This is a genomic window from Acuticoccus sp. MNP-M23, assembly GCF_031195445.1.
In the GTDB taxonomy this organism is placed as follows: domain Bacteria; phylum Pseudomonadota; class Alphaproteobacteria; order Rhizobiales; family Amorphaceae; genus Acuticoccus.
The window spans coordinates 1,410,022-1,431,452 of sequence record NZ_CP133480.1; the positions used below are offsets into that span (position 1 = coordinate 1,410,022).

Consider the following 21,431-nt stretch of genomic DNA (forward strand, 5'->3'; position numbering starts at 1 on the left):
TCAGCGCACCCCGCTCTCGCCGTAGCGCCGCACCACGTAATCCTCGACGATCGCCTTGAAATCGCTGGCAATTGCCGGACCACGGAGGGTCTGGGTCTTCTCACCGTCGATGAAGACAGGCGCCGTCGGCGTCTCGCCGGTGCCGGGGAGCGAGATGCCGATGTCGGCATGCTTGCTCTCGCCGGGGCCGTTGACGATGCAGCCCATCACGGCGACCTTCATGGTCTCGACGCCGGGGTAGGCTTGGCTCCACTCCGGCATCTTGGTGCCGATGAAGCCCTGAATGTCCTGCGCCAGCTCCTGAAACACGGTCGATGTCGTCCGCCCGCAGCCGGGGCAGGCCGAAACCACCGGAAGGAAAGCGCGGAACCCCATGGTCTGCAAAAGCTCCTGCGCGACGGTGACTTCCTTCGTGCGGTCGCCGCCAGGCTCCGGTGTCAGCGAGATGCGGATCGTGTCGCCAATCCCCTCCTGCAACAGGATGCCGAGCGCCGCAGAGGACGCGACAATCCCCTTGGAGCCCATGCCTGCCTCGGTGAGCCCCAGATGGAGCGCATATTCGCAGCGCGCCGCAAGGTCGCGGTAGACCGCGATCAGCTGCTGGACGTCGCTCACCTTGGCCGAAATCAGGATCTTGTCGGCGCCCAGACCAAGCTCTTCGGCGCGGCGGGCCGACGAGATCCCGGACACCACCATCGCTTCGCGCAGCACGGCAGCGGCGGAGATCGGCGCATCGGACCGGGAGTTCTCGTCCATCAGCTGCGTCAGGAGCTCCTGATCGAGCGAACCCCAGTTGACCCCGATGCGCACCGGCTTGTCGTACCGCATCGCCATCTCGATGATCGACGCGAACTGCGTGTCCCGCTTGGCCTTGTAGCCGACGTTGCCGGGGTTGATGCGGTATTTGGCCAGCGCCTCGGCGCATGCCGGATGGTCGGCAAGGAGCTTGTGGCCGATATAGTGGAAATCACCCACCAGCGGCACGTTGACGCCGCGCAGCGCCAGCCCGTCACGGATCTTCGGGACGGCGGCGGCGGCTTCATCGCGGTCGACGGTGATGCGCACCAGTTCCGAGCCTGCCGCGGCCAGCGCTGCCACCTGCGCAATGGTGCCGGCAATATCGGCAGTATCGGTGTTGGTCATCGACTGCACGACGATCGGCGCGTCGCCGCCCACGGTGACCCCGCCGACGTTGACGGGGATCGACCGCCGCCGCTCAAGCGGGCCGCTGGAAATGCGGACAGGCGCGTTCATTGGCAAAGCCTCCAAAACCGTTGTCCGGATATATCGACGATCGCCGCCGCCGACAACGCACCCGCCACGAAGCACCGCGCCCGCGCCGAACGCCCTCTTCCCTATTCCGGTGGAAGACCCGCCGGAGGCGAGTCTTCGCTTGGCGACATTCCGGCGGAGCCGACACCCTCAGAACCCCGCGGAGCGGTGGCCGGGTCAACCCCGAAGAGCGCAGCGTGGGTTGACGCGGTCACCGCTCCGCGGGAGCCTCGACAACCGAGGGAGCTTATGGGCACGGCCGCGAGCAACCGCGCCGCGAGGCACACCCTCTCAGGAGGATGCACCCCCGCTATATTCCCGCACCACTTCAAGAAATGAAGGCGCGAGGTCCTTCAGCTTGCGTTCGCCGACGCCGTGAATGCCCCTCATTTCGTCCATGCTTTCAGGCACTTTTGCGGCCATCTCGATCAGCGAGCGGTCGGAAAAGATGACATAGGCCGGCACGTCGCGCTCGTCCGCCAGGGTGCGGCGCCGGGCCTTCAGCGCATCGAGAAGGTCCTTGTCGTAGTCGGTCGGCAGGTCGGCGGCGGCGCCCTTGGGGGTCTTGTCCTTGAGGGAGAGAGCGTCCTTTCGGAGCGTTACCTTTTCCTCGCCCTTCAGTACCTTCCACCCGGTCTCGTAAACGCGCCAGCCGCCGTGCCGCTCGGGGTCGGCGCCGGCGTAGCCGATCATGCCGATCTGGCGGAAGATCGACCGCCACGCGTTCTTCGACTGGTCCTTGCCGACGCCGAAGGTGGGGAGGTTCTCGTGCCCGTGCTGCGTCACCTTGTCCGAGGGTTCGCCGCGCAAAATGTTGATGAGGTGCTCCACGCCGAACCGTTCGCGGGTGCGCACCACGGCGGACAGCGCCTTTTGCGCCAGCACCGTGGCATCGAAGGTTTCCACCTTGCCGCCGCAAAGGTCGCAGTTGCCGCAGGGTTCCGCCGTTTCGCCAAAATAGTCGAGCAGGACGACGCGGCGGCAGCGCGGCGCCTCGCAAAGGGACACCAGCGCATTCACCTTGGCGTGCTCGATGGCCTTTTGCTCGGGCGTGGTCTCCGCGCCTTCGATCCACTGGCGGAACTGGCGGATCTCGCCGAAGCCGTAGAGCGCGTGGGCGGTGGCGGGCAGACCATCGCGCCCGGCACGGCCGATCTCCTGATAATAGCTCTCGATGTTTTTCGGCAGGTCCATGTGGAAGACGAACCGCACGTCCGGCTTGTCGACACCCATGCCAAACGCAACGGTGGCGACCACGATCACCCCGTCCTCGCGCAGAAAAATATCCTGGTTGTGGTCGCGTTCGCCGCGTTCCAGGCCCGCGTGGTAGGCGATCGCCTTCATGCCGCGCGCGGCGAGGAATGCGGCGGTTTCATCCACCTTGCGGCGGGATTGGCAGTAGATGATGCCGCTTTCGCCCTCGTGCGCCTTGAGGAAGGCGAGGAGCTCGGCCCGCCCGTCCTGCCGCGCGGTCATCGCCAGCGAGATGTTCGGCCGGTCGAACGAGCGCACGAAAACGCGCGGCGCCGCGGCGAACAGGCGCTCGCCGATATCGTCGCGGGTGATCTTGTCGGCCGTCGCAGTGAAGGCAACGGTCTGCCTGATCCCGAGGTCGCGCCGGACTTCGCCCAGCAGCCGATACTCCGGGCGGAAATCGTGGCCCCACTGGGAGACGCAGTGTGCCTCGTCCACCGCCATCATGGCAATGGGCGCATCGCGCAGCGCGTGCAGCGTTTCGGCGGAAGAGAGCCGCTCCGGCGAGATGTAGAGGAGCTTGAGGTCGCCGGATGCAGCACGCGACAGGAGGCGCCGGTTGTCCGAGGCGTCGTTGGAGGAGTTGACCGCGCCGGCCTCCACGCCGAGGCCGCGCAGGGCCGACACCTGATCGCGCATCAGCGCAATCAGCGGCGAGACGACGATGGTGACGCCGGGCCGCATCAGCGCCGGGAGCTGATAGCAGAGCGACTTGCCGCCGCCCGTCGGCATCACGCCCAGCACTTCCTCGCCGGCGGCCACGGCATCGACGATCTCCTTCTGGCCGGGGCGGAAGGTCTCGAAGCCGAACACATCGTGCAGGATCTCGTCCGCGCCGCGCCGGTCACCGCCAGCGGGCGCCTTCGATGGGGCGAGGTCCAGAAGATCGCTCATGGCACCGCCTTGAAGTGCTTGGAGAGTTTCAACGATTGCGCCTGATAGTTTGACTTGATGTCCGTACCATACAACTGATCCGGCAATTCAGCCATACGTTCATATGCGAGCCGTGCCACAACCTGACCGTGCTCCAGAATGAACGGCACCTCGCGCGAGCGCACCTCCAGCACCGCGCGCGACGGCACGGTGCCGAAGCCGGGGTCGAAGAAGCCCGCGTAGTGGGCGCGGAATTCGCCGACCAGCGGGTCGAACGGCACCATTTCGGCTGCGTACTGGGGCGGGATGGTCACCGCCTCGCGACTCATCAGGATGTAGAATTCGTTGGGGTCGAGGATCAGGCGGCCGTCCTTGGCCTCGATGGGGTCCCAGAATTCGGCCATGTCGAGGCCGTCGCGCTTGTCGACGTCGATCAGCGCGGTGTGGCGCTTGGCGCGGTAGCCTGCGGGGCGGCCGGCCTCGGGCATGAGATCGATCGAGACGTTGAGGCCATCGTGGATGCGCGCGTCCGGCGTTGCGATGGGCGTTTCGCGGTGAACCTCGGTGAGGGCGGCATCGGTGAGGCGCGCGTCGCCCCGGCGGAACCGGATCTGGCTGAGGCGGGAGCCGGCGCGCACGAGAATGGGGAAGGTGCGCGGCGAAATCTCCACCGCCAGCGCACCGCGGTAGCCGGCGGGCGCAAAGTCGAACCCGCCCGCCCCGTCTGCGATCACGCGGGTAAACACGTCGAGCCGGCCGGTGGAGCTTTTGGGGTTGGTGGAGGCGGCAACGTCCGCCGGAAGCGCCAGCTGCTCCTGCAGCGGCACGAGATAGACGCAGCCGGTTTCCAGCACCGCGCCCTGCGAAAGGTCGATGGTGTGGAGGCGCACGCTCTCCACCTTCGCGGCCAGCCGCTCGCCCCTGCCAGGCAGGAAGCTGGCGCGGATGCGGTGCGCCACCGGCCCAAGCCGCAGGTCGAGGCTGGCCGGCTGAAGCTGGCCGGGCTCGATGCCCGCGGCGGCATCAATGGACCCGTCCGCAATCAGCCGTTCGATCGCCTGCCGCGGCAGGATACCTTCCATCACGCGCCCCTGAATTTTGTCGTCAATTGTCAGCGTTAGCAGGCGCGTGCGGGCGACGCGACGGCAGTATCGGGGATATCCCGGCTCTCCACCGCCCGTCCGCTGTCAGACCGGGCGATAAAGGTCGCCCCACATGGGGTCCCAGGCGGCATCGTCGCCCATCACCACCACCGGCATCTTCATGGTGTTGGCAAGCTGGATCGCGCCGCGGAAGGCGTCCTTGCGGGCAAGCGGTTCGCTCACCTTTTCCGCCTCGGCCGGCGTGCCGTCTTCGGCCGGCGCTGCGCCAGGGCCCGGCACATGCACCCGCGCCATCTCGGGGTCCCCTCCGGCGGCAAGTTCCAGCGTGATGGCGTCGTCCTGAACTTCGTCAACGATCTCGAATCTGTTGCGGCGCACGGGGTCGTCCTCTCCGGCTCAATCCTCGTCATCCATTGTTTGAATGATTGTGGAGAGAATTTCCACCTCGCCGCCCCGGTCGAGCAGAGCGGCGAGACGGGGTTGAAGCGCCTCCACGTAGGCGGCGGCGGGCTCGTCCTGCGGGCGTTCGGCAAACAGCCGCTCCGACGTTGCGGTCACGACGATCAGCTCCTCGCTTGCCGGCGGCCGCAGGGTGATGGGGAGGCCAAGCCCCGGCCGGCCCACCGTCACCTGCTTGTTGGGCGGAAACGGATCGTCCGGCCATAAATGACTGTCGAGATGGACGACGGAGCCGTCGAGCGCGAAATAGTCGATCAGAATATGGCTCGGAAATTCAGGCGTGCGGAACTGAAGCAGAAGCTGCTTGTAGGCGAGAAACTCCTTAATGGAGGGCTGCTCCCGCTCCGGCAGCACCAGAGACTCCCCGCCCGGCCGGCTTTCCAGCGCTGCCACCAGCTCGGCGAAGGCGCAGGGGAATGACAGCACCGCTATGTCCGGCTCCACCGTCTCGACGCCGGGGACACCGCGGGCGGCCCGGATGACCGCGTCGCGCGCCGCCCTCGACCCGGCAATACCCGACAGCGACACCGAACCGGCGCCGCGGGAGAGGCCCGCCACCCGTGCGCAGGGCGTCTTGTCCAGTGCATCGTTCACCGCCTGCGACAGGTCGTAAAGTCGCGGGGCCAGCCGGGCGCCCGCCCCCGAAGTGGCCGCCCGCGGCGCGGCGCTCGCGGTTGCTGCCGCTGCCGCTGCTGCCACAGCCCGCGGCGCAATCCGGCTCGCTGCACCGGGCGTGGCGCGGGTGCCGCTGGGGCGCTGGGCTGCGGTTGCCGCCGCTGCCACTGCTGCCACAGCCCGCGGCGCAATCCGGCTCGCTGCACCGGGCGTGGCGCGGGTGCCGCTGGGGCGCTGGGCTGCGGCGGCGCGCAGCGGGAGCGAAGGCGCGACCGCTGCAACGGGGGTCAACGCCGCGCGAGATGCAGGCGCACCGGCCGCCGCTGCCGCCAGCGCCGCGGGGGCCGACGGTACGCGCGCTTCACCGCCCGCCGGCTCGCTCGGCGGCGCCGGAACCGTTGCGGCCTGTGGCGCGGCCGCCATAATTGTCGCAGCGCTGCCCTGCCCCGACGGCGCCAAAGGCGCGACCGCGCGGGCCGCAACGGCCGTGGCCGCTGACGGCGGGCGCGGTGCCAGTGCAGCAGACGCCGCGCGCCGCAACGGCAGGGCCGCCGTGACCGCAGGTGCCGCAACTCTACTGCCCGCAAACGCCGGTGCGGCGGCGCGCACTGCCGATGCTGCCGACGTGCCGACCGGCGGCGCTGCGCCTGCGGCCGCTGCCACGACGCGCCCCGCCCGTCCCGCCGTGGCGGGCGCACGGGCGGCAGGCCCCGGCTCCGGCACGGACACAGCAGCCGGTTGTGCGGCAGAGGGTCGCGCCGCCACGAGTGTCGCGCCGCCTTCGGTGCCGGGCAGCTGCGTTGGGGGCGGCGCATTGATCGCAGCAACCGTCGCGGCCGGGGCGGCGCGGGGAGGCGGCGCCGCAACAACCGAAGCTGCCGTGCGCTCGGCCACGGGTGCGGCCACGCCTGGAACCGCCGCATCGGCCGCCGGCGGCGCCTGGGCCGTGGCCGCAACGTCAGGCCGGGCGGTTTCGCTGGCTGGCCGCACGGCCACGGACGGCTCCAGCGGCACTGGCGGTCGCGCGTGGCGGGCGCCTGCCGCCGGTGCAGACACCGCGGCAACGGCGGGGCCTGCTACGGGCGCGGCTTCGACGGCCTTTGAAACGGCTGCCCTGGGGATGGGAGACGGGACCGCAGTCTGACCGACCGCCGGAGCCGCGGCAAGCGGACCGGCCGGAACAGAAGCCGCGGCGGGCGCGGCTGCCGTTTGCGCCGATGCTGGCCCGGCCGCGGCCTGCGCCGGAACCAGCGGGGGAAGCGCCGCAGCCTCCACTGGCGCAGTGTCAGAGGCAGGCGCCTGCGGCACACGCTGTCCGGCACGCTGGGGCGGCTCGGGGTCGATTTCCGGCGCTGCATCCTGCTGCTCGGGCTCCGGCGGGGCGGCGAGATCGTCCGCAATCGCGGCCGGGGCTGGCGCGGGCGGACGCTCCGTCGGCCGCCGCATCCCGTCCAGATCGCGCAAGGCGATGATCTCGACCTTGATGGCCTCGCGCCGCTCCGTCAGCGTGGCGAGATCCGGCGGCGGATCGAACAGCACCGTCCAGCCGAGGCCGACGTGCAGCGCAAGCGCCACCGTCATCGCCGCCTTGCGGCCGCGGCGCGAAGGTTGCGATGGCAACAGCGCGCGGTCGCGCTCCTCCACGTGTGGCCAGTTCATCGTCATCGTGCCATTCTAGCGACAACAGCCTTTCCGAACCATCACACCAGCCTTTGAGGCCCCCATGTTCCGCCGGCTTGCCCTGACGCTCGGCTTCCTCCTCGCCGCCGCCCCCATTGCCGCGGCACAGGAAGCCACCCCGCAATCCCCCGCCGCGCAGACCGCGCCGCCCCAACAACTGGCCGTTGAGCTCAACAAGCTGGAGCCTGTGGACGGCGCCTGCCGGGCCTATTTCATCATCCGCAACGAGACCGAAAGCCCGCTGGACGGCCTGGAGCTGGACACATTTCTGTTCGGCAGTGACGAGATCATCCTCCAGCGCCTCGCGCTGCCATTCGGGCCGGTGGACGCCGGACGCATGCAGATCTTCCCGTTCGATCTCGCGCTTGGCTGCGGCGATATCGGCAAGCTTTTCGTCAACGAGGTGCTGCGCTGCGACGGGATCGAAGGGTGTGCGGACGCTCTTGCGATGACGAGCCGCGCCGACGCGGGGCTCGATCACTAGGCGCAACAGCGCGCGTTGGCCGCCCCAGGCGCGGCTCAGCCGGGCCTGCGGGCCGTCAGCATGTAGCCGTGCACCGGCTTGCCCTGTTCCATGCGCAGGACCTGCGGCTCGACGCTGACGGCCTCGAAGCCGGCGGCCGCAAATGTCTTTGCAAGGTAGGCGCTGCCGTGGGTGTAGCGCCCGCTATAGCCAAGGGTCACCGCATTCTCGTCATCATCGGCCTCGAACGTGCCGATCATCACGCCGCCCGGCTCCAGCGCGGCCAGTGCGTTGGCGGAAAACGCATCCATCGGCCCCACGTAACACAGGGAGTCGGCCGCAATGATCGCGCCGAACCCCCGCTCCACCGCGCCAAGATAGGCGATGAATTCCGCCTTCTCCAACGCATCGTAGACGCCGCGCGTCTTCGCCTTGGCGAGCATCTTGCCGGAGAGGTCGATCCCCGTGAGATGGCCGACCCGGCCCTGGATCAGCGGGCCGACAAGTCCCGTACCGCATCCAACGTCCAGCACCGAGACGCGGCGGTCGCCCACCATGGCCGCCAGCGAGTCGCGCACCAGTTCCGGTGCCCGGTACTCAAGCATCTCCAGCTTTGAATCGAACGAGGCGGCGAACTTGTCGAACACATCCTCGACGTAGGCGTCGGAGGCCCGCTCGGGCACACGGCCTTCCAGCGCTGCCAGGTGGTGCAACGCGGTCGGATCGTCCGGCGTCTCTTCCAGCCACTGGTAGAAGACGGCCTTCGCCTTCTCCGCTTCACCCAGATAGGCGTAGGCCACACCCAGAAGCTTGCGGCCGACGGTGCTTTCCGGCAGCAGCGTCACCGAACGCAACGCGCATTCGACCGACTCCTGGATCCGCCCCGCGCTGAGAAGCAGGTTGCCGAGATTGTGCCAGGGCCCGGCATCCTCCGGGGCCAGCGCTATCGCCTTGCGCAGCGCCTCTTCGGCCACCTCGATCCGGCCGAGGGTGCGCAGGAGAACACCCATGTTGTTCCATGCGCCGGCATGGTCGGGCGCCAGCTCCAGCATCCGCTTGTAGGCATCCACCGCGCTGTCGGCTTCGCCGGCCTCCAGAAGCACGTTGCCGTAGTTCATGAAGGTGCCGGGCGAGTCCGGCGCGGCTTCGGTGGCGCGCTGCAACAGATCGAGCGCCTCGGTCTCCCGGCCCTGCCCGTGACGCAGAACGCCGAGGAACTGGAGGGCAGACGAGTTGTCCGGTTCGTGCGCCAGAACGGCCGTGTAGATCTCTTCGGCCTGCTCCACGTTGCCACGGCGGTGCATTTCCACTGCGAGCTGAAGCGCTTCCTGCGGTGAGGTGACCACGCGCTCGCGCGGCCGTGCCGAGGCTTCAACGGGGTTGGCGTCGTTCTCTTGTACGTCCATGAGCATTGGCTCCAATATGGCGTTTAAAGAAATTATCTCGAAAAATTTGGACGGCATGTGATGGAATGCACGGATCCATGCCACAAGACGGCCACAATCACTGCAATCTTCAAGCATTGCGCAGGTGTTTGCGACCAAAAAATAATAGATTCTGCGTTGACGGACGCCGCTTCCTGCGGCTTATCTGTGTTCGAGCATTTTTGAAACCTTATTGAGGGAGGCAACCATGCCAAGCGGTGGGCAAGGTTTTATCGGCCGAAACCGGCCGCCTCGGGTCCATATTACTTATGAAGATCCATACGACGCCGAGCAGCTGGTCGAACTCCCCTTCGTGATGGGGGTGCTGTCCGACCTTTCCGGCAACGCTGCCGGCAAGGACAAGGCGGAAGTCTCGGATCGGACGTTTTCGAAAGTGGACATGGATAATTTCACCAAGTTCATGGAATCGGTCGACCCGGGAATCGCGATGGCAATTGCCAACAAACTCGATCCGGACTCCACTGAGAAAATGTCTGTGCAGATGAATTTCAAGCGCATGGAAGATTTTTCGCCAGCGGCGGTCGCACGGGCGGTCCCTTCGACGCAGAAACTTCTTGAGGCGCGCGAGCAGCTTTCTCACCTCTTGCGGTTCATGGACGGCAAGTCGGGCGCGTCCAGTCAGATCAAGGCTCTGCTCCAGGATCCCGATCTTATGGCGGCCCTCCAGAAGCGCGCGGCCGCCCAGGGCGGCAACACCGCCGACGACGGCTCTTGATCCATAACCCTTTGTTTTGAGGAATATTATGTCGTCCACTGACACGACACAGGACTCCGCAGCAGGCACGGCCAGGGAGGTCGATCCGGATGAATTCTCCGACCTGCTGAAACAGAATTTTCGCCCCCGCACGGAGCAGGCCGCCTCCGACGTCGAGAACGCCGTCACCACCCTGGTGGCCCAGGCACTGGCCGACACGAGCCTCATCAAGGAGGACGTGCTCGACACCATCGAAGAAATGATCGCGGTCATCGACAAGAAATTGACCGATCAGGTCAACGAGATCATGCACGCGCCCGAGTTTCAGCAGATCGAAAGCGCGTGGCGTGGCCTGCACCACCTCGTTTTCAACTCCGAGACAGATTCTGCGCTACAGATCAAAGTCTTGAACATCTCCAAGAATGAACTCAACGGAATGTTCAAGCAGTATCCGGGCGCGCGCTGGGACCAGAGCCCGCTGTTCAAGCAGATTTACGAGCAGGAGTTCGGGCAACTCGGCGGGCACCCCTACGGCGCGCTTGTGGGGGATTATTACTTCAGCCAGCAGCCGCAGGACGTTGCGATCATGCGCTCCATGGCCAAGATCGCCAGCGCTGCGCACGCGCCGTTCATGTCCGGCGTCGATCCCAACATGCTGAACATGGATTCCTGGCGTGAGCTCGCCAATCCGCGTGACCTCGGCAAGATCTTCGACACGCCGGAATATGCCGCCTGGCGCGGCCTGCGGGACGAAACCGACACGCGCTACCTCGGCTTGTGCATGCCGCGCGTCCTGTCGCGCCTGCCCTACGGTGCAGCCACCGACCCGGTGGAGGAATTCGCCTACGAGGAAGAGACCGACGGCCACGACGGCGAGAAATATGGCTGGATGAACGCCGCCTATGCCATGGCCGTCAACGTCAACCGCGCCTACAAGGAATATGGCTGGTCGACCCGCATCAGGGGCGTGAAGTCCGGCGGCGAGGTGCTCAACCTGCCGATCCACACCTTCCCGACCGACGACGGCACCGACATGAAGTGCCCCACCGAGATCGCCATCAGCGACCGGCGCGAGGGCGAACTTTCGGCGGCCGGCTTCCTGCCGATCATCCATCGCAAGAACACCGACAAGGCGGCCTTCATCGGCGGCCAGTCGATCTACAAGCCGAAGAAATACGACAAGCCCGAGGCCACCGCGTCCGACAACCTGTCAGCCCGGCTGCCCTACATCTTCGCCACCTCGCGTTTCGCCCACTACCTGAAATGCATGGTCCGAGACCAGATCGGCTCCTCCAAGGAACGCGACGAGCTGGAAAGCTGGCTGCAGAGCTGGATCAACCGCTACGTCCTCACCAACCCGTCAATCGCCTCCGAAGCGCAGAAGGCCGAGAAGCCGCTGGCCGATGCGTCGGTCAAGGTCGTCGAGGACGAAGAGAACCCCGGCTACTACAGTGCGCGGTTCTATTTGCGGCCTCACTATCAATTGGAAGGAATGGACATCGGTTTAAGTCTTGTGTCGCGCCTGCCAACGCCCACCTAACGTAAACCGGGCGGTTTTCAGCCCCGGGCGATAGCAACAGGGCGCGGGTCTTTTGTGATCTGCATCACATATCCATTCATACGCAGTAAATTAGCGTATAGGAAAAGGAAATAGACAATGGCTGTAGACTTTTTTCTCAAGCTCGACGGTATTAAGGGCGAATCCTTTGACTCCAAGCACAAGGACGAGATCGACGTTCTGGCCTGGTCATGGGGCCTGAACCAGAGCGCCACCCGGCACCTCGGCGGAGGCGGCGGCTCCGGCAAGGCGAACGTGCAGGACATCTCGTTCACCAAGTACACGGACCTGTCGTCTCCGGTCCTGGCCCGCATGTGCGCCGGCGGCAAGCACATCAAGGAAGGCATGATGGTGGTCCGCAAGGCCGGCGACAAACCGCTCGAGTACATCAAGATCAAGATGACCGACATTCTCGTGTCGTCCTACCAGTTCGGCGGCTCCGGCGGCGACGACCGGATCACCGAAAGCATCTCGCTCAACTTTGCCAAGGTCGAATACCAGTACTTCTCGCAGAAGGCCGACGGCTCCCAGGACAAGGACGAGAAGATGGAATTCAACATCCAGACGCAGGAGTGGAAGTAACCGTCAGCCACCCCCTCGCGACGCGGCCTCATGGCCGTGTCGCCCGACGGTAGAGGCACGCCGTGGCCACGCCGAAAACGGCGCGTACCCTGCCGCCGCTCCACTTCATCTTCGCCCAGGCCCACAAGGCCGGCGACGCGAAAAAGCCGCTGGACATGCGCGACGCCTCAGGCGCGCGCATTGTCAGCGGCCACCGCGGCATGGGCCGCCACCCGGTGGACGAAGCGGACCTGCGCGCCGAGGTGCGCGATAATCTCTCCGGCCTTCTCAACTCGGTCCACATGGAAGCCACCGAAGATTTTTCCGATCTGCCCGAAGTGCGCAGCTCCATCCTCAACTACGGCATGCCCGACCTGTCTCGGCTGACGCTGGAGGACGTTGCGGTCAACGCGGTCGGCGGCAGTATCCGCGAGGCGATCGTCAACTTCGAGCCGCGCGTGGTGCCCGGCAGCATCGACGCCCGCCGCGACACCGCTGTGGACAGTGCAACGCTCCAGCTCCGCTTTCTGGTCTACGCCGAGCTCAGGGCCGAGCCGCTCAACATCCCCGTCGAGTTCATTGCCGAGGTGGACAATGTGCCCGGCAAGTTCCGCATCGAAAGGCTGTAGATCGTGGACCGGGAATTCCTCAGCCTTTACAACCATGAACTTCGATATCTCAACGATCATGCGGGCGAGTTCGCGCGCGAATTTCCGGGAATTGCCGAGCGGCTGGGCGGCCTCACGCGCGATGCGCAGGACCCGCTCATCACCGGCCTTCTGGAAGGTGCTGCCTTCCTCGCCGCCCGCGTGCAGCTGAAGCTGAAGCACGAATTCCACGAGTTCACGTCCAACTACATCGAACAGCTCCTGCCGGATTATCTGGCGCCGACCCCCTCGGCGCTGATGGCCGCCTTCACGCCCGGTTACGGCGATGCCGCCTTGCGCGAAGGGCAGACCATCGCCAGCGGCAGCCTGATCGACGCAACCTATCTGGAGCGCGAACGCCGCGTTGCCTGCCGCTACCAGCTGAGAGCGCCCATCACCCTGTGGCCGCTGGAGCTGACGGCCGCGACCCACCTGCCTTCCGAAGCCTCGCTTCATGCGCTGGGCATCAACCCACCTCCGCGGACCCCCTGCGGCCTGTCGCTCAAATTTCGCAACCGGACTGCGGCGGCGCGGCGCGACGAACCGGAAGAGGCAACCCAGCCGGGCCAGTGGGTGAAAGGCATCGACCTTGATGCGCTGCCCATCCACCTCGTCGCGCCCGAGGCGGATGCCGTCACCCTTTACGAACAGATCCTCGGCCGCCGCGCCGGCGTATGGGTCCGGTTTGCCGACCGGCATGGCGACCCGGTGGCCATCGCGCTCGGGCCCGGCGCCATCACCCCGCTCGGCCTCACCGCAGACGATTTCCTGATCCCCGAGACCGGCCGCGTGTTCCGCGGTTTCCACGCGCTGCGGGAATATTTCTGGTTCGCCCACAAATTCCTCGGGTTCACCATCAACGGCCTGCAAAAAGCGCTGAGCCACGTCGAAAGCAACAATTTCGAGATCGTGTTCGGCTTTTCCGCGTCCAGCGTCCGCCTGCCGCAGATTGTGGCAAAGGATGCGTTCGCGCTGTACGCCGCCCCCGCCGTAAACCTCTTTGCCAAGAGCATGGACAGGGTTTCCGTCACCGACAACCGGCACGAATTTCATGTGGTGCCCGACCGCACCCACCCGCTCGACTACGAGCCCTTCCGCATCGAGGAGGTCTACGCCCATCATGCGGGCGGGGGTGCGAAGGTGCCGGTGTTGCCGCTCTACTCCGCCTCCGGCCGCAAGGTGGATGACGAAAGCGCGCTCGCCTACACCGTGCGCCGCCTGCCGCGCAAACGCTCAAGCCAGGAAGAGCGCACCGGCCGCGCATCGACCTACGCCGGCACGGAGCTGTTCGTCTCGCTGTCCGAACCGGCCGGCCCCGGCTTCGGCTCCGAAATTTCCCAGATCAGCCTGCGAGGTCTCTGCTCCAACCGGCACCTCACCGAGCAGCTTCCCGTTGGCGAAGGCGGCGTGGACTTCACCCTCCTCGACAACACCGAGCTGGACATCCACTGCGTGGCCGGCCCGACACCGCCCCGCCCGCCCGTCGTCGCCTACCGCGAAACCGGCGAGGACGTGCTTCACACCGGCAGCGTGGCCTGGCGGCTCGTGAACTTCATGAGCCTCAATCAGCGCGGCTTGGCCGAGGCGGACCCGGCCGAGGGCGCACGAACGCTGAAAAGCCTTCTCACCCTGTTCGCCGACCCGTCGGATGCCGCGGCCCGCCGCCGGATCGAGGCGATTCGCACGGTGGAGAGCCGGCCCATCGTGCGCCGCATCCGCTCCGCCGGCGGTTTTGGTGCTGCACGCGGGCTGGAGGTGACCGTCACCGTGGAAGAGAATGCGTTCGAGGGGTCGGGCGCCTATCTGATGGGCGTCGTCCTCAACAAATTCTTTGCCGAGTATGTGTCGATCAACCGCTTCACGCAGACGGTGCTGCGCTCGGTGGAGCGCGGCGAGATCCAGCGCTGGGCCCCGGTGTTCGGCGAACGGCCCTCCCTGTGACCCGCACCGTCGATCCCGCCGAACCCTTCCGGTACGACCTTTTCACGCTGCTGCGCCGGGCCGAGCGGGAGCGGCCGGACCACCCGCGCATCGGCGAGGCCGGCCGGCGCAACCGCGATCTGGCGGACCTCGCGCAAGACCCGTTCTTCGCCTTTCCGGCCTCCAACGTGGTGCGCGCCGGTGTCGACGAGGCGGGCCGGCTCTCTCTGGCCGTGCAGTTTCTCGGCCTGATGGGGCCGATGGGCGCGCTGCCGCTGTCGGTGACCGAGGAAGCCTACCAGTGGCAGATCCATGACGACGAGGCGTTCGCCCGCTTCCTCGACATCTTCAACAACCGCTTCATCCAGCTCTTCTACCGCGCCTGGGCCGATGCCCGCCCCATCGCCCAGCACGACCGGCCGGACGACGACCGCTTCATGCGCTACGTCGGTGCCGTGGTCGGCCTCGGCCTGCCCGCGCCGCAGCCCCCCGGCGCCGTCGCCGACATCGCCAAGACGGCCTACGCCGGGCTTCTTTCGGCCCGCGTTAAATCGGCGTCGCGGCTGCGGTCGTTTCTGGCCGGGCTGTTTGCGGTGGATGTGGAGGTGGAGGAGTTCGTGCCCACCGCGCTGGCTCTGGCGCCGGAGGACCAGTCCCGCCTCGGCATGGCCAACAGCGCGCTCGGCGTCGACCTGATGGCGGGCCGCACGGTCCTCACCTTCGACGAGAAGATCCGCATCCGCGTCACCGTCGGATCGCTCGGCGACTATGCCTCGTTCCTGCCCACGGGCCCCAACGCCGTGCGCCTGGCCGACGCCATCGACTTCTACCTCGGCGACGAGCTGGACTGGGACATCGAGCTGGCCTTGCCCACGCACCTTGCCCCGTCCGCAACGCTTGGCGTGGCCGGCCAGCTCGGCTGGACCGGCTGGCTCAACCCGCAACACCAGGGCCAGGACAAAACCGTACTCGCCGACGCAAGATTTCGCCCGCCAGGCCCAACTCATTAGACGCACAAGAAATTTCAGGACGGAGACCCCGCCATGCTCGACGTTACCAACGAAGTCATCCTCGGCAAGCTCAACCGCGTTTGCTATGAAATGCTGATCAGGGCGCGGCGGCAGGCGCGGGGCGACGGACATTCCGCTGTCGAGTTTGCCCACTGGCTCGCCCATTTCCTGCAGAACGACCAGTGCGACATTGCCCTCACGCTGGACGGGCTGAACGTCGACCGTGCCCGCGTTCTGGCCGATGTGCAGCGCGTGATCGAGGCCTACCCCCGCAGGCCGTCCGCCAGCCCCGGCTTTGGCGAGTCCATCTTCGAGGCATTTCGCGAAGCCTGGTATTTCGGCACGCTGATGTTCGGCGAAACGCAGGTGCGCTCCGGGCATCTTCTGGTGGGTGCGCTGCGGTCGCGGTCGGCCAGCCGCATCATCGCCAACCTCTCCCCGCTCCTCGCCGACCTTTCGGCGGACGACGTGGTTCGCGAGCATGGCACCTTGTGGCGCCAGTCCGTCGAGGAAAGCCTCGGCCCGGTCGACGGGTCCAGCCTGTCCGCCGACGCACCGGCGCACGATGGCGGCGAGAAGCGCCACGGCGGCACCATCGAGCGGTTCACCACCGACCTGACGGCGGACGCACGCTCGGGCCGGATGGACCCCATCGTGGGCCGGGACAACGAGATCCGCCAGATTGTCGATGTCCTGATGCGGCGGCGGCAGAACAACCCGATCCTCACCGGCGAGGCGGGCGTCGGCAAGACGGCGGTGGTGGAAGGATTTGCCCAGCAGGTGGTGGCCGGCAACGTCCCCGACGCGCTGAAGGGCGTTTCCGTCCTGTCGCTCGACATCGGCCTCTTGCAGGCCGGCGCCTCGATGAAGGGCGAGTTCGAGCAGCGGCTGCGAACCCTGATCGACGAGGTGCAAGGCGCCGAAACCCCCATCATCCTGTTCATCGACGAAGCGCACACCCTAATCGGCGCGGGCGGGCAGGCCGGCACCGGCGACGCCGCCAACCTCCTGAAACCGGCGCTGGCGCGCGGCACCCTGCGCACCATCGCCGCCACCACGTGGAGCGAATACCGCCAATATTTCGAAAAAGACCCGGCGCTGACGCGGCGCTTCCAGCCCGTTGCGGTGGATGAACCGGACGAAGCGCGCGCGGTCCACATGCTGCGCGGCCTGGTGGCCCCCATGGAAAAGCACCACCATGTCCGCATTGCCGACGGCGCGGTGACCGCCGCCGTTGCCCTCTCCAAGCGCTACATTCCCGCCCGCCAGCTGCCGGACAAGGCGGTCAGCCTGCTCGACACCGCCTGTGCCCGCGTGGCGATCACCCAGGCAACCAAGCCCGCCGCGCTGGCGGACGTGGAAGCCGCCCTCGCCGCGGCGGAGCGAGAGGAAACCGCCCTTGCCGCCGACACCGACCTCGGCGTCGATACCAGAAGCCGCGCAGACGAGCTCGCCGAAGAGGTCACGCGCCTGAAGGGCGAGCGCGAAACGCTGGAGGCCGACTGGACCACCGAGCGTGAGCACGTCTCGAAGATCCTCGCGCTGCGCGCCGCCGACGGCGAGATGGACCGCGCGGAACTGGGCGCCGCGCTCGATGCCCTCTCAGCCATCGACCCCGACCGCCGGCAGATGCACGCCCACGTCGATGCCGAGGCGGTCGCCTCCGTGGTGTCGGACTGGACGGGCATTCCCGTCGGCCGGATGGTGCGCAACGAGATCGAAACCGTGCTGGCGCTTTCCGACCATCTGGCTGCCCGCGTGATCGGCCAGTCCCACGGCCTCAAGGCCATCGCCAAACGGGTGGAGACCAGCCGGGCAAGGCTCGACAATCCCAACAAGCCCATCGGCGTGTTCATGCTGTGCGGCCCCTCCGGCGTCGGCAAGACGGAGACGGCGCTGGCCATTGCCGAACAGCTTTATGGCGGCGAGCAGAATGTCATCACCATCAACATGTCGGAGTTTCAGGAGGCGCACACGGTCTCGGCGCTGAAGGGAGCGCCCCCCGGCTATGTGGGCTACGGCGAAGGCGGACGGCTGACCGAAGCCGTGCGGCGCAGACCCTTCTCGGTCGTCCTTCTGGACGAGGTGGAGAAGGCGCACCCCGATGTCCACGAGGTGTTCTTTCAGGTGTTCGACAAGGGCGTGATGGAGGACGGCACCGGCCGCGTGATCGACTTCAAGAACACGCTGATCGTCCTCACCTCCAACGTGGGCACCGACCTCATCACCGGCCTTGCCCGCGATCCGTTCTATCGCGACAACCCGGACGAACTCTCCGGCCCGCTCAACGACGAGCTGATCAAGGTGTTCCCGCCCGCGCTCCTGGGGCGGATGGTGACCATCCCCTATTTCCCCCTCTCCGACGACGTGATGGCCGGGATCGTCCGCCTTCAGCTGGGCCGCGTTGCCCGCACGGTGAAGGAGAACCAGGGCGCAGCGTTCGCGTTTGACGACGCGCTGGTGAGCCACGTTGTCGAGCGCTGCAACGACCCCGGCTCCGGGGGGCGGATGATCGACCGGATCATCACCAACTCGATCCTCCCCACAATCAGCCGCGAGTTCCTGACCCGCGCCATGCGCGAGGAGGCCATCGACACGGTGCGCGTCACTGCCAGAGACGGCGAACTCCTTTATGCCTTCAACGATGACGCCTTCCCCGATGCACCGCCGGAGCCCGCCAGCGTCGCCAGCTAGCCTGCCGGCGTGGCGGCGTCAGCGGCGAGCGTTTCGGTGATGATCTCCAGGACCCGCTTCGGCGCTTCCAGATGCGGCATGTGGCCGGCGCCGGGCAGGATGTGGCGCACAAAGGCCTCCGGCGCGGCGAGAGCCTGCGCCACCGGCAGCACCCCGTCCGCATCGCCCCAGACGAGCGTCACGGGAAAGGGCTGTGCGGCGAGGTCGGCCAGCGGCAGTGTTCCTTGCCCTTCATCCTTGGTGATGACCTTCACGATCGCGGCCAGCGAGTCGGCAACGCCGGGCGCCGTGCGGCTCTCGGCTCCGAGCCGGGCAAGCGCCGGCGGCACCGCAAAGTCCGGCGCGAAAAAGCCGGGCAATACGGCGGCGAGCGCCGCTTCGTCCTGCGCATCGGCATAGCGGCGCAGCAGCGCCACGTTCATCTCCGGCCCGAAACCGCCCGGCGCCAGCAAGATCAGCCGCGCCACAAGATCAGGCCGCATCAAACCAACGATGCTGGCCACCGCCCCGCCCAGCGAGTGGCCGACGAGCACCGCACGCGTGATGCCGAGCGCATCGAGGCTGTCGATCAGCGCGCGGGCTGCCGCGGCAGCATTGGGCACCGGAGACCACGCCGCCGCCGCCCCATGGCCCGGCAGGTCGAATGCAAGGGTCCGCCGCTGCCGGGAGAGCGGACCGGCAAGGCCCGACCATGCCAGCCGGTCGCCGCCGAAACCGTGGATCAGAACCAGAGGCGGATCGCCGTCGCCGCGGCTCGTGTGGGGGAGCGGGATCAGCGGGGCGGGGATCTCGTCCATCGGGTCAGAACTCCTTAACGGCGCGTTTACCAATTCTGGTTACGTCTCGGTAAGCATTGGAGGCAAGCTCATGCGCATCGCACTTCTGGCACTCGCCCTCGCATTTGCGGCCGCGCCGGCCTCTCCCGGCACCGCGGGCACGATGGAACTCACCAATCCGCTGACGGGCCAGCAATTCAACTACCGCCCGTCCTTCTCTCCCAAGCCGCAAGCCGCGCGCCGCACCCGCACCGTATTCGACGGGCGCAGCCGCAAGTGGGTGCAGCAGGGCATCAATCGCAAGGAACTGGAGGAGCGCCGGCGGATGCGTTACGCGCGGGCGCTGGTGACTTTCAACACCGGTGAGGCGCCCGGCACCATCGTCGTCGATACCGAAGCGCGCTACCTCTACCGCATCCAGACCGGCGGCGTCGCCATCCGCTACGGCGTCGGCGTCGGCCGGGAGGGGTTTACCTGGTCCGGCGTGGAAAAGGTGAGCCGCAAGGCCGAATGGCCCGCCTGGACCCCGCCTGCCGAAATGCGTGAGCGCCAGCCCGAACTTCCCGAATGGATGCCCGGCGGTCCCGGCAACCCCCTCGGCGCGGCCGCGCTCTATCTCGGCTCCACGCTCTACCGCATCCATGGAACGACGCAGGAAAGCACCATCGGCGGCGCCGTCTCGTCCGGATGCATCCGGATGCTGAACGAGGACATTGCGGACCTTTACGCCCGCACGCCGGTGGGCGCCAAGGTCATCGTGTTCGGCCCGCAGAGTGACCGCTCGCAGATTGTCGCCGCCACCACACCCTTTTGACGGTCAGACCCAGATTGCAGCCCGGAGCCCCCGGGCGTCCCGCTCCGGCGGGTCGGGATAGGGCCGGGCCGTGCCGGCGGCACAGCGGCGGGCAATCAGCGCAGAGGCCGCAGCATCCACCAGATCGACCAGCGGAACGCCAGCCGGCGGCGCCTCGAAAAAGGCCGGCGCAAAACCTTCGCGCACGAGCAGCGCAATCCGCGATTCCAGTCCCTGGCGCGCTGGCATGCCCTTCACGGTCTTGGCGGTGGCCATCGCCTCTCCGCCATTCAGGTGCCAGAATGCCATCTCGGGATGGACCTCGAATACCCGCTCCTCGTTGAGCGGCGTCAGAAGCTCATCGATCTCTTTGATTTTCGGAAAGATCATGAATGATTGCTTGCTGATCTTGCGCGGCGGTTCGGACGTGGCGAGGGCCGCCTCGCACGCGCTCGCATAGTCCGGCGCATAGACTGCCGCACGCGCTGGAATCGAGAACACGGACGACTGGCGGCCACGCAGCAGCGGCCGCACCGCCTGTTCGGCCCCCCGCCCCGGCCCGACAATCCGGTCCGGCAGGCCGATGGGCATGTCGACGGCAACGATTTCGCCACTGGCAACGAGCGGCGCGAGCGTCGGCACAAGGGACGCCTCGGGCAGCAGCGGCCCCTCCGCCGCCACGGATACGACCGCCCACCCGCGCGGGCAGCCATCCACCCCGTGCACGCGGCGCCCAGTCGTGCCGTCGCGGTGGACGGTGGCAAGATCCGGCGCGGCAATGGCGTTCTGGCTCGCGGCAAGGTCCAGCGCCTCGCTGCCGGACCGGTGGACCGCCGACAACGTGGCCGCCGCCGCGGTGTGCGCTGCATCCACCACGCTACCGCCTTCCAAGAGCGCTGCGGTGAGGACTGCGCTGTAAAGGTCTCCCGTCCCCCGCGCGGCGCTGGCAACGCGCGGATGGGAGAGGCGCACCACATCCGCGCCGCGCACAACCCAGCCTTCGATCTCGTCCGCCGACAACACCGCAGAGGTCACCACCACGGCAGGCGCCAGACCCGCCGCAGCTTCGGGGGTCGCCGCACCGCCAAGGTCACGCAGCTCGTTGACGTTTGGCGTGGCAACGTCAGCGCGTGGAAGAAGGCAGTCGCGGATGGCCTCGGCGACCGCATCGGGGACATAGCGTCCATTCTCGTCGCCGGTGACGGGGTCGACCACCACCACCGCGTCCGGCCGGGCGGCCTTCACTGCATCAATGAACGCGGCGGCGGCCTTCACCTGCGCCGCGTCGGCAAAATAGCCGGTCAGCACCGCGTCCACGCCTGCGGCGTTGGCCGCCATTTCCTCAAGCTGCGCGGCAAGCTGGGGCATCGGGGTGCGGGTGGACGCGCCATGGCCCGGATGCCACGGCATCACCACCGTCGGCACCATCCACACCGTGTGCCCGCGGCGCGTCAGCGCGAAGGTGGCGGCACGCAATCCCACGCTGCCGCGCATAACCAGTGAAGAAATTGCCGCAACAGTGCTGCCGGTCATCGTTCAAAGCCCCATTGACATTGTATACTCCCAATCGGGAAGACCTCACCTGCCGTCCCCGCCTTGTCACAGGAAGTCCCG

At 67.1% G+C, this 21,431-nt stretch carries 17 protein-coding genes; 9 read left to right on the forward strand and 8 right to left on the reverse strand.

From position 1 onward, the window contains the following. The 5 genes from ispG to RDV64_RS06730 form a co-directional block, all read right to left on the reverse strand. The gene (gene ispG, locus RDV64_RS06710; RefSeq protein ID WP_309198497.1) at positions 1-1,254 is read right to left on the reverse strand and encodes a flavodoxin-dependent (E)-4-hydroxy-3-methylbut-2-enyl-diphosphate synthase; all 1,254 of its coding nucleotides are present in this window, start codon (positions 1,252-1,254) and stop codon (positions 1-3) included. Between the two features lie 309 nt (positions 1,255-1,563). Continuing rightward, positions 1,564-3,420 carry a DNA helicase RecQ gene (recQ, locus tag RDV64_RS06715; protein WP_309198498.1) on the reverse strand — a complete coding sequence of 619 codons (1,857 nt, stop codon included), beginning with the start codon at positions 3,418-3,420 and terminating at the stop codon, positions 1,564-1,566. Continuing rightward, entirely contained in the window at positions 3,417-4,481 is a 1,065-nt protein-coding gene (locus tag RDV64_RS06720) for a 2'-deoxycytidine 5'-triphosphate deaminase (RefSeq protein WP_309198499.1), read from the reverse strand. The genes recQ and RDV64_RS06720 overlap by 4 nt, the downstream gene beginning before the upstream one ends. A 105-nt stretch (positions 4,482-4,586) precedes the next feature. Beyond that, positions 4,587-4,880 carry a hypothetical protein gene (locus RDV64_RS06725; RefSeq protein ID WP_309198500.1) on the reverse strand — a complete coding sequence of 98 codons (294 nt, stop codon included), beginning with the start codon at positions 4,878-4,880 and terminating at the stop codon, positions 4,587-4,589. An 18-nt stretch (positions 4,881-4,898) separates the two neighbouring features. Next, positions 4,899-7,235: a BON domain-containing protein gene (locus tag RDV64_RS06730; RefSeq protein ID WP_309198501.1), complete on the reverse strand. Its 2,337-nt coding sequence runs from the start codon at positions 7,233-7,235 to the stop codon at positions 4,899-4,901. Between the two features lie 64 nt (positions 7,236-7,299). On the opposite strand from RDV64_RS06730, the gene RDV64_RS06735 reads away from it, so the two are divergent. Beyond that, entirely contained in the window at positions 7,300-7,740 is a 441-nt protein-coding gene (locus RDV64_RS06735; protein WP_309198502.1) for a hypothetical protein, read from the forward strand. 35 nt (positions 7,741-7,775) lie between these two features. Here the strand turns inward: RDV64_RS06735 and RDV64_RS06740 are convergent, their stop codons facing one another. Beyond that, a complete protein-coding gene (locus RDV64_RS06740) occupies positions 7,776-9,125 on the reverse strand; it encodes a tetratricopeptide repeat protein (protein WP_309198503.1) in 1,350 nt (449 codons plus the stop codon). Between the two features lie 226 nt (positions 9,126-9,351). On the opposite strand from RDV64_RS06740, the gene tssB reads away from it, so the two are divergent. The 7 genes from tssB to tssH all read left to right on the forward strand — a co-directional run bounded on the left by tssB (position 9,352) and on the right by tssH (position 18,248). Then, entirely contained in the window at positions 9,352-9,879 is a 528-nt protein-coding gene (gene tssB / locus RDV64_RS06745; RefSeq protein WP_309198504.1) for a type VI secretion system contractile sheath small subunit, read from the forward strand. 28 nt (positions 9,880-9,907) lie between these two features. Continuing rightward, positions 9,908-11,398, forward strand: coding sequence for a type VI secretion system contractile sheath large subunit (tssC, locus tag RDV64_RS06750; RefSeq protein WP_309198505.1), 1,491 nt, complete (start codon positions 9,908-9,910; stop codon positions 11,396-11,398). 117 nt (positions 11,399-11,515) lie between these two features. After that, positions 11,516-11,998, forward strand: coding sequence for a type VI secretion system tube protein Hcp (locus RDV64_RS06755; RefSeq protein ID WP_309198506.1), 483 nt, complete (start codon positions 11,516-11,518; stop codon positions 11,996-11,998). A 62-nt stretch (positions 11,999-12,060) separates the two neighbouring features. Further along, positions 12,061-12,606, forward strand: a complete 546-nt coding sequence (tssE, locus tag RDV64_RS06760; protein WP_309198508.1) for a type VI secretion system baseplate subunit TssE — start codon at positions 12,061-12,063, stop codon at positions 12,604-12,606. A gap of 3 nt (positions 12,607-12,609) precedes the next feature. Continuing rightward, positions 12,610-14,565, forward strand: a complete 1,956-nt coding sequence (gene tssF / locus RDV64_RS06765; RefSeq protein WP_309198509.1) for a type VI secretion system baseplate subunit TssF — start codon at positions 12,610-12,612, stop codon at positions 14,563-14,565. Beyond that, positions 14,562-15,554 (forward strand): type VI secretion system baseplate subunit TssG, encoded by a 993-nt coding sequence (gene tssG / locus RDV64_RS06770; RefSeq protein ID WP_309198510.1) that lies wholly within the window; start codon positions 14,562-14,564, stop codon positions 15,552-15,554. Before tssF ends, tssG begins: the two co-directional genes overlap by 4 nt. Positions 15,555-15,587: 33 nt before the next feature. Beyond that, positions 15,588-18,248 carry a type VI secretion system ATPase TssH gene (gene tssH / locus RDV64_RS06775; protein WP_309198511.1) on the forward strand — a complete coding sequence of 887 codons (2,661 nt, stop codon included), beginning with the start codon at positions 15,588-15,590 and terminating at the stop codon, positions 18,246-18,248. Here tssH and RDV64_RS06780 read toward each other — a convergent pair. Continuing rightward, the gene (locus tag RDV64_RS06780) at positions 18,245-19,045 is read right to left on the reverse strand and encodes an alpha/beta fold hydrolase (protein WP_309198512.1); all 801 of its coding nucleotides are present in this window, start codon (positions 19,043-19,045) and stop codon (positions 18,245-18,247) included. The two genes, tssH and RDV64_RS06780, sit on opposite strands and share 4 nt — an antisense overlap. Before the next feature lie 70 nt (positions 19,046-19,115). On the opposite strand from RDV64_RS06780, the gene RDV64_RS06785 reads away from it, so the two are divergent. Beyond that, the gene (locus RDV64_RS06785; RefSeq protein WP_309198513.1) at positions 19,116-19,838 is read left to right on the forward strand and encodes a L,D-transpeptidase; all 723 of its coding nucleotides are present in this window, start codon (positions 19,116-19,118) and stop codon (positions 19,836-19,838) included. A gap of 3 nt (positions 19,839-19,841) precedes the next feature. Here RDV64_RS06785 and RDV64_RS06790 read toward each other — a convergent pair whose 3' ends face one another. Beyond that, a complete protein-coding gene (locus RDV64_RS06790) occupies positions 19,842-21,299 on the reverse strand; it encodes a PfkB family carbohydrate kinase (RefSeq protein WP_309198514.1) in 1,458 nt (485 codons plus the stop codon). Positions 21,300-21,431: the final 132 nt, after the last annotated feature.